Raw genomic sequence first — 5,341 nt, forward strand, 5'->3', positions numbered from 1 at the left:
CGGGGTGGTTATTGCTCGCAGGTTTGGGTGTGTCGTATGTAATATCGGGTGACTTTGCAGGCTGGAACTTTGGTATCGCCGAAGCCGGTTGGGGTGGTTTTGCCATTGCTGCAGTATTAATGGCGGTTATGTATTTAGCGCTTGTACTATCGCTTGCTGAAATGTCAGCTGCAATACCTGCTGCAGGCGGAGGTTATAGTTTTGCGCGTCAAGCTATGGGGCCAGCGGGAGGCTATTTAACCGGGCTTGCCGTATTAATTGAATACGCCTTAGCGCCCGCTGCTATTGTTATTTTTATAGGCTCGGCAGTTGAAGCCCTCACCGGATTTAATGGCCCATGGGTATATGCATTATTTTACTTACTATTTGTGGGAATTCATTTAGCGGGCGTAGGAGAAGCGCTTAAAGTAATGATGGTAATAAGTGGTTTAGCGGTATTAGCTATTATTGCAACGGCTTTTGTTTTAATCACAAATTTTGATGCATCGCGCTTATTTGACGTCCCCGTAACCGATGCAGTGGGAGCTAGTGAGTTTTTACCTTTAGGTTGGTACGGGGTTTGGGCTGCATTACCGTTTGCCATGTGGTTATTTTTGGCGGTTGAAGGTGTACCGCTTGCTGCTGAAGAAGCAAAAGATCCCGCTAAAGATGTGCCAAAAGGCATTATTGGTGCAATGATCTTTTTGTTATTTACTGCTTTTTTAGTTGTTGTTTTAGTGCCTGGTGCTGGCGGTGCTGCTGCAATGGGGGCAAGTGCAGTGCCTTTAGTTGATGCATTAAATGCATCGGGTAGTGAGGGCTTAGCAACCGTTGTAAATATATTAGGGCTTGCGGGTTTAGTTGCTTCGTTTTTCTCTATTATTTATGGTTATAGTCGCTTAGTGTTTGCTCTATCTAGAGCCGGTTATTTACCACGTTCGTTGTCTATTACGACTAATCGCAAAGTGCCAGCACGTGCGTTGATTGTACCTGCAGTATTTGGCTTTTTAGTATCACTCAGTGGTGAGGGTGATTTAATACTTGCAATGGCAGTAGTAGGTGCAACGCTCTCGTATGCATTAATGGCGCTGAGCCATATTTTACTTCGCGTTAAACAACCTGATTTACCTCGCCCGTACAAAACTCCAGGTGGCGTAGTTACGTCAAGTATTGCTTTAGTACTTTCGCTTATAGCATTAACGGGTGTGTATGCGTTTGACCCTCGTGCATTTTTATACACTATGGTGCTGTTTATTGTGGGCGCCGCATATTACTTTGGCTATAGCTCAAAACACTTAGTTGCTAAAAGCGCTGATGAAGAGTTTGCAATGTTGGCAAATGCAGAATCTGATTTAGAAATGGCTAAGTAGGTATTAATAGTTATTAAATATAAGTGAGGCTACCCCTCACTTATATTTTTATACGTACAATACGATGTAAAAATGGTGCCTGCATGTAGGCATCAAGTCCTTTATCTACTTTATTAATACCGTTTAAAACTAAAACTTTATGTTGCCGCGTAGCGCTTTGTTTTGCCCGTGTTTGGTTTTTTTGTCCATGCGCTTTCGCTGTGAATTACGGCTAGGCTTGGTGGCACGACGCGCTTTATTAACAACGGTAGCACTAAGAATTAAATCTTTTAAGCGCTTAAGGGCATCTTCTCGGTTTAGCTCTTGCGTACGGTGGCTTTGCGCTTTAATTATTAAAACGCCCTCTTTGGTAATTCTTGTATCATTTAAGGCTAGCAAACGCTCTTTATAAAAATCAGGTAATTTAGAGCGATTAATATCAAAGCGTAAATGAATGGCACTGGCTACTTTGTTAACATTTTGACCACCGGCACCTTGCGAACGAATAGCCGTAAGCTCTAGTTCCCATTCATCGATAGTGACAGTATTTGAAATTGTTAACATTGTGTTCAGCTCTATTTGTCAAAAATGTATTATATCATCAGTACATTAGCTTGTGGTGAATGAACTAAATTCTTAGAACTTAAATAAATTCTCATAAATTGTACTATAAAATCAGCCAATATATTATTTTGTGTTGGCAAGTGTTGCTTATTAGTTTCTAATTGGCACAACTTTAATACTAGGAAATGCTCAATGAAAAAAATACTTGTATCACTTAGCTTATTAGCAATGAGTTTCTCAAGCCTTGCAGTAGATATTAACGAAGGTCAACTTCAAAGCTATATGAAAGCACTGCCAGCTGTAACGAGCTGGGCAAGCAGCCAAGAGTCTTTAAAAGACTTAGACTTAGCAAGTATGTTAGGTGGTTCTGCAGTTCAAAGTGTTGACGAGCAAAGCTCTCTAGCTAATAGCGCACTAAGCATGATTAAAGAGCAAGACCTATACAAAAGCTTCGCGGGTGTTACAGGCCGCTACGGCTTTACACCAGAGCAACTAGTAACTGTAGGTTCTGAAGTATCAATGGCTTATATCGAAAACCTTAAATCGGGTTTATCTGCTGATAATCAAGAAACAGCGAATAAAGTAATGGGCGGTTTTCAAAGTATGAAAAGTGCTAAAGATAAAGGCGCTAGTTCGTTAATGGGTTCGTTTGGTAAATCGTCAAGCGCAGCTGAGGAGTCTACAGAGTCTTTAGTAAGCGAAAGTAACCTTGAACTTGTGAGCGAATACATGCCACAACTACAAAAGCTTTTTGCACTTCTATAAGTTTTATTGTTTTATAAGAAGGTGGCTTTTGCCGCCTTTTTTAATGCCTAACTTTTATATGACTTAGATAGATTACGATATTTTGTGAGCAATACTGAGTGGTGCTGTGTGCAAAATTTAATGCAAAAATAGCTTTCTATCACCGCTTATTTAATCTGGGATATGGGTCGTTAGTTGTCAATTTTTATTAAAAGGCAGCTTTGTGTAACGGTATGGCAAATATTAAAAAACGGGGGAGTAAATTATTACTCCCCCGTTTTTATTTAGCGTACAGATTATTTAATATCGAATCTGTCTGCGTTCATTACTTTTACCCATGCATTTACAAAGTCATGTACAAAGCGCTCTTTGTTGTCGTCTTGTGCATAAAACTCAGCAAGTGCGCGCAATATAGAGTTTGATCCAAATACTAAATCAACGCGTGTTGCAGTCCATTTAGTAGTGCCACTTTTACGGTCTACTATATTGTATAAACCTTTTTGAGTTGGCTCCCAACGGTTTGACATGTCAGTTAAGTTTACAAAGAAGTCGTTGGTTAATGAGCCTACGCTATTTGTAAATACACCATGCTCGCTGCCAGCATAGTTAGTACCTAGTACTCGCATCCCACCAATAAGTACCGACATTTCTGGTGCACTTAATCCCATTAGTTGGCTGCGCTCTAGTAATAACTCCTCCGCTGATACTGCGTAATCTTTTTTCAGCCAGTTTCTAAAACCATCGTGAATGGGTTCTAGTACATCAAACGATTCTGCATCAGTCATTTCGTCTGTTGCATCTCCACGTCCTGGAGCAAACGGCACGTTTACATCAACACCGGCTTGTTTTGCAGCTTGTTCTACGGCTGCTGTACCACCTAAAACAATTAAGTCGGCGATGCTAACAGGTTTACTCAAGCCAGCCTGCACTTTTTCAAGCGCACTAAGTACTGATGCTAAACGTTCTGGCTCATTACCTTGCCAATCTTTTTGCGGTGCTAAACGAATGCGTGCACCATTTGCGCCGCCACGTTTATCAGAACCACGATAAGTACGTGCGCTATCCCAAGCTGTATTTATTAAATCAGCGGCACTAACACCACAATTTAATAATGTCGTTTTTAAATTGCTAATTTCGTCGTCTGTTAATGTGTAATCAGCTGCTGGAATTGGATCTTGCCAAATTAAGTCTTCGCTTGGTACGTCAGCACCTAAGTAACATGATTTAGGGCCTAAATCGCGGTGAGTTAGTTTAAACCAGGCACGTGCAAACACGTCTGAAAAGTATTCAAAGTCGTTATAAAAACGCTCAATAATTTTACGGTACGTTGGATCCACTTTCATGGCCATATCAGCATCTGTCATCATTGGGTTTAAACGAATTGATGAATCTTCTACATCGACAGGCTTGTCTTCTTCTTTAATATTAATAGGCTCCCACTGATGAGCGCCTGCTGGGCTTTTAGTGAGTTCCCATTCGTAGGTTAATAAAAGCTTACAGTATTCGTTATCCCATTGTGTTGGGTGCGTAGTCCATGCGCCCTCTACACCTGATGTAACTGTATCGCGGCCAATCCCAAGTGTTGTAGTATTATTCCAACCAAGGCCTTGCTCGTGTATGTCAGCAGCTTCTGGCTCTGGGCCTAAGTTTTCTGCTTTGCCATTACCATGTGCTTTACCTACTGTGTGCCCGCCTACCGTTAATGCAGCGGTTTCTTCGTCATCCATTGCCATACGCGCAAAAGTTTCGCGAATTTGGGCCGCTGTTTTAAGCGGATCAGGAATACCATTTACACCTTCAGGGTTTACATAAATTAAGCCCATTTGTACTGCGGCTAATGGATTTTCCATGGTATCTGGTTTATCTACACTTTCGTAACGACCGTCACTTGGCGCTAACCATTCTTTTTCAGCTCCCCAGTAAACGTCTTTTTCAGGGTGCCAAATATCTTCTCGGCCGCCCGCAAAACCAAAGGTTTTTAAACCCATTGATTCGTATGCCATGTTGCCCGCTAAAATAATTAAGTCGGCCCATGAAAGCTTGTTACCGTATTTTTTCTTTATCGGCCAAAGTAAACGACGCGCTTTGTCGAGGTTACCGTTATCTGGCCATGAATTTAGTGGCGCAAAACGTTGATTACCTGTACCACCGCCTCCTCGGCCATCGGCTAAACGGTAAGAACCCGCTGAATGCCATGCTAGACGAATCATTAAACCGCCGTAATGTCCCCAATCGGCTGGCCACCAATCTTGGCTATCGGTCATTAAGCTTTTTACGTCTGTTTTTAGCGCGTCAAGATCGATTGATTTAAATGCTTCAGCGTAATTAAAGTCGCTATTGTATGGGTTTGATTTGGTGTCGTGCTGATGAAGAATGTCTAAGTTTAGGGCATTTGGCCACCAATCAGTATTGGGATTAGACGTTTTAGTATTACTGCCGTGCATGACCGGACATTGGCCTGCTTTAGGGTTGCTCATTCTGGAATCCTTATAATAGAAAAGTAAAATACTTAATCAATCAGTATTGTTGCTTATGTATTTATAACTTTTTAAAAAGTAACGGTTATTTTTATTTAATCGGCTTACTTATTATTTAGTGTGCCTGCCTAAACACTTACGTATCCTTAATATAGGCGCATAAATTATGCTACGCCAGCCTCAACATACTATTTAAAACGATTGCTCCAATTTATATTTTTGATTGGC

Annotated in this window: 4 protein-coding genes; 2 read left to right on the top strand and 2 right to left on the bottom strand. The window is 41.2% G+C overall.

Features of this window, described 5'->3' with window-relative positions; genetic code table 11:
* On the top strand, positions 1-1,349 hold a 1,349-nt coding region (gene eat / locus CXF89_RS18095), incomplete at its 5' end, for an ethanolamine permease (RefSeq protein WP_121955375.1).
* A gap of 129 nt (positions 1,350-1,478) precedes the next feature.
* Here eat and arfB read toward each other — a convergent pair.
* Positions 1,479-1,892: an alternative ribosome rescue aminoacyl-tRNA hydrolase ArfB gene (gene arfB, locus CXF89_RS18100; RefSeq protein WP_007583522.1), complete on the bottom strand. Its 414-nt coding sequence runs from the start codon at positions 1,890-1,892 to the stop codon at positions 1,479-1,481.
* Positions 1,893-2,084: 192 nt separating this feature from the next.
* On the opposite strand from arfB, the gene CXF89_RS18105 reads away from it, so the two are divergent.
* Positions 2,085-2,657 carry a short-chain dehydrogenase gene (locus CXF89_RS18105; RefSeq protein WP_121955376.1) on the top strand — a complete coding sequence of 191 codons (573 nt, stop codon included), beginning with the start codon at positions 2,085-2,087 and terminating at the stop codon, positions 2,655-2,657.
* A 275-nt stretch (positions 2,658-2,932) separates the two neighbouring features.
* Here the strand turns inward: CXF89_RS18105 and katG are convergent, their stop codons facing one another.
* The gene (katG, locus tag CXF89_RS18110) at positions 2,933-5,113 is read right to left on the bottom strand and encodes a catalase/peroxidase HPI (RefSeq protein WP_121955377.1); all 2,181 of its coding nucleotides are present in this window, start codon (positions 5,111-5,113) and stop codon (positions 2,933-2,935) included.
* Positions 5,114-5,341: the final 228 nt, after the last annotated feature.

The organism is Pseudoalteromonas sp. MelDa3 (genome assembly GCF_002863625.1).
GTDB classification, from domain to species: domain Bacteria; phylum Pseudomonadota; class Gammaproteobacteria; order Enterobacterales; family Alteromonadaceae; genus Pseudoalteromonas; species Pseudoalteromonas arctica.

Coding starts and splice junctions, on each gene's coding strand:
- katG (WP_121955377.1), bottom strand. CDS start 5,113: ATGAGCAACCCTAAAGCAGGCCAATGTCCGGTCATGCACGGCAGTAAT.
- arfB (WP_007583522.1), bottom strand. CDS start 1,892: ATGTTAACAATTTCAAATACTGTCACTATCGATGAATGGGAACTAGAG.
- CXF89_RS18105 (WP_121955376.1), top strand. CDS start 2,085: ATGAAAAAAATACTTGTATCACTTAGCTTATTAGCAATGAGTTTCTCA.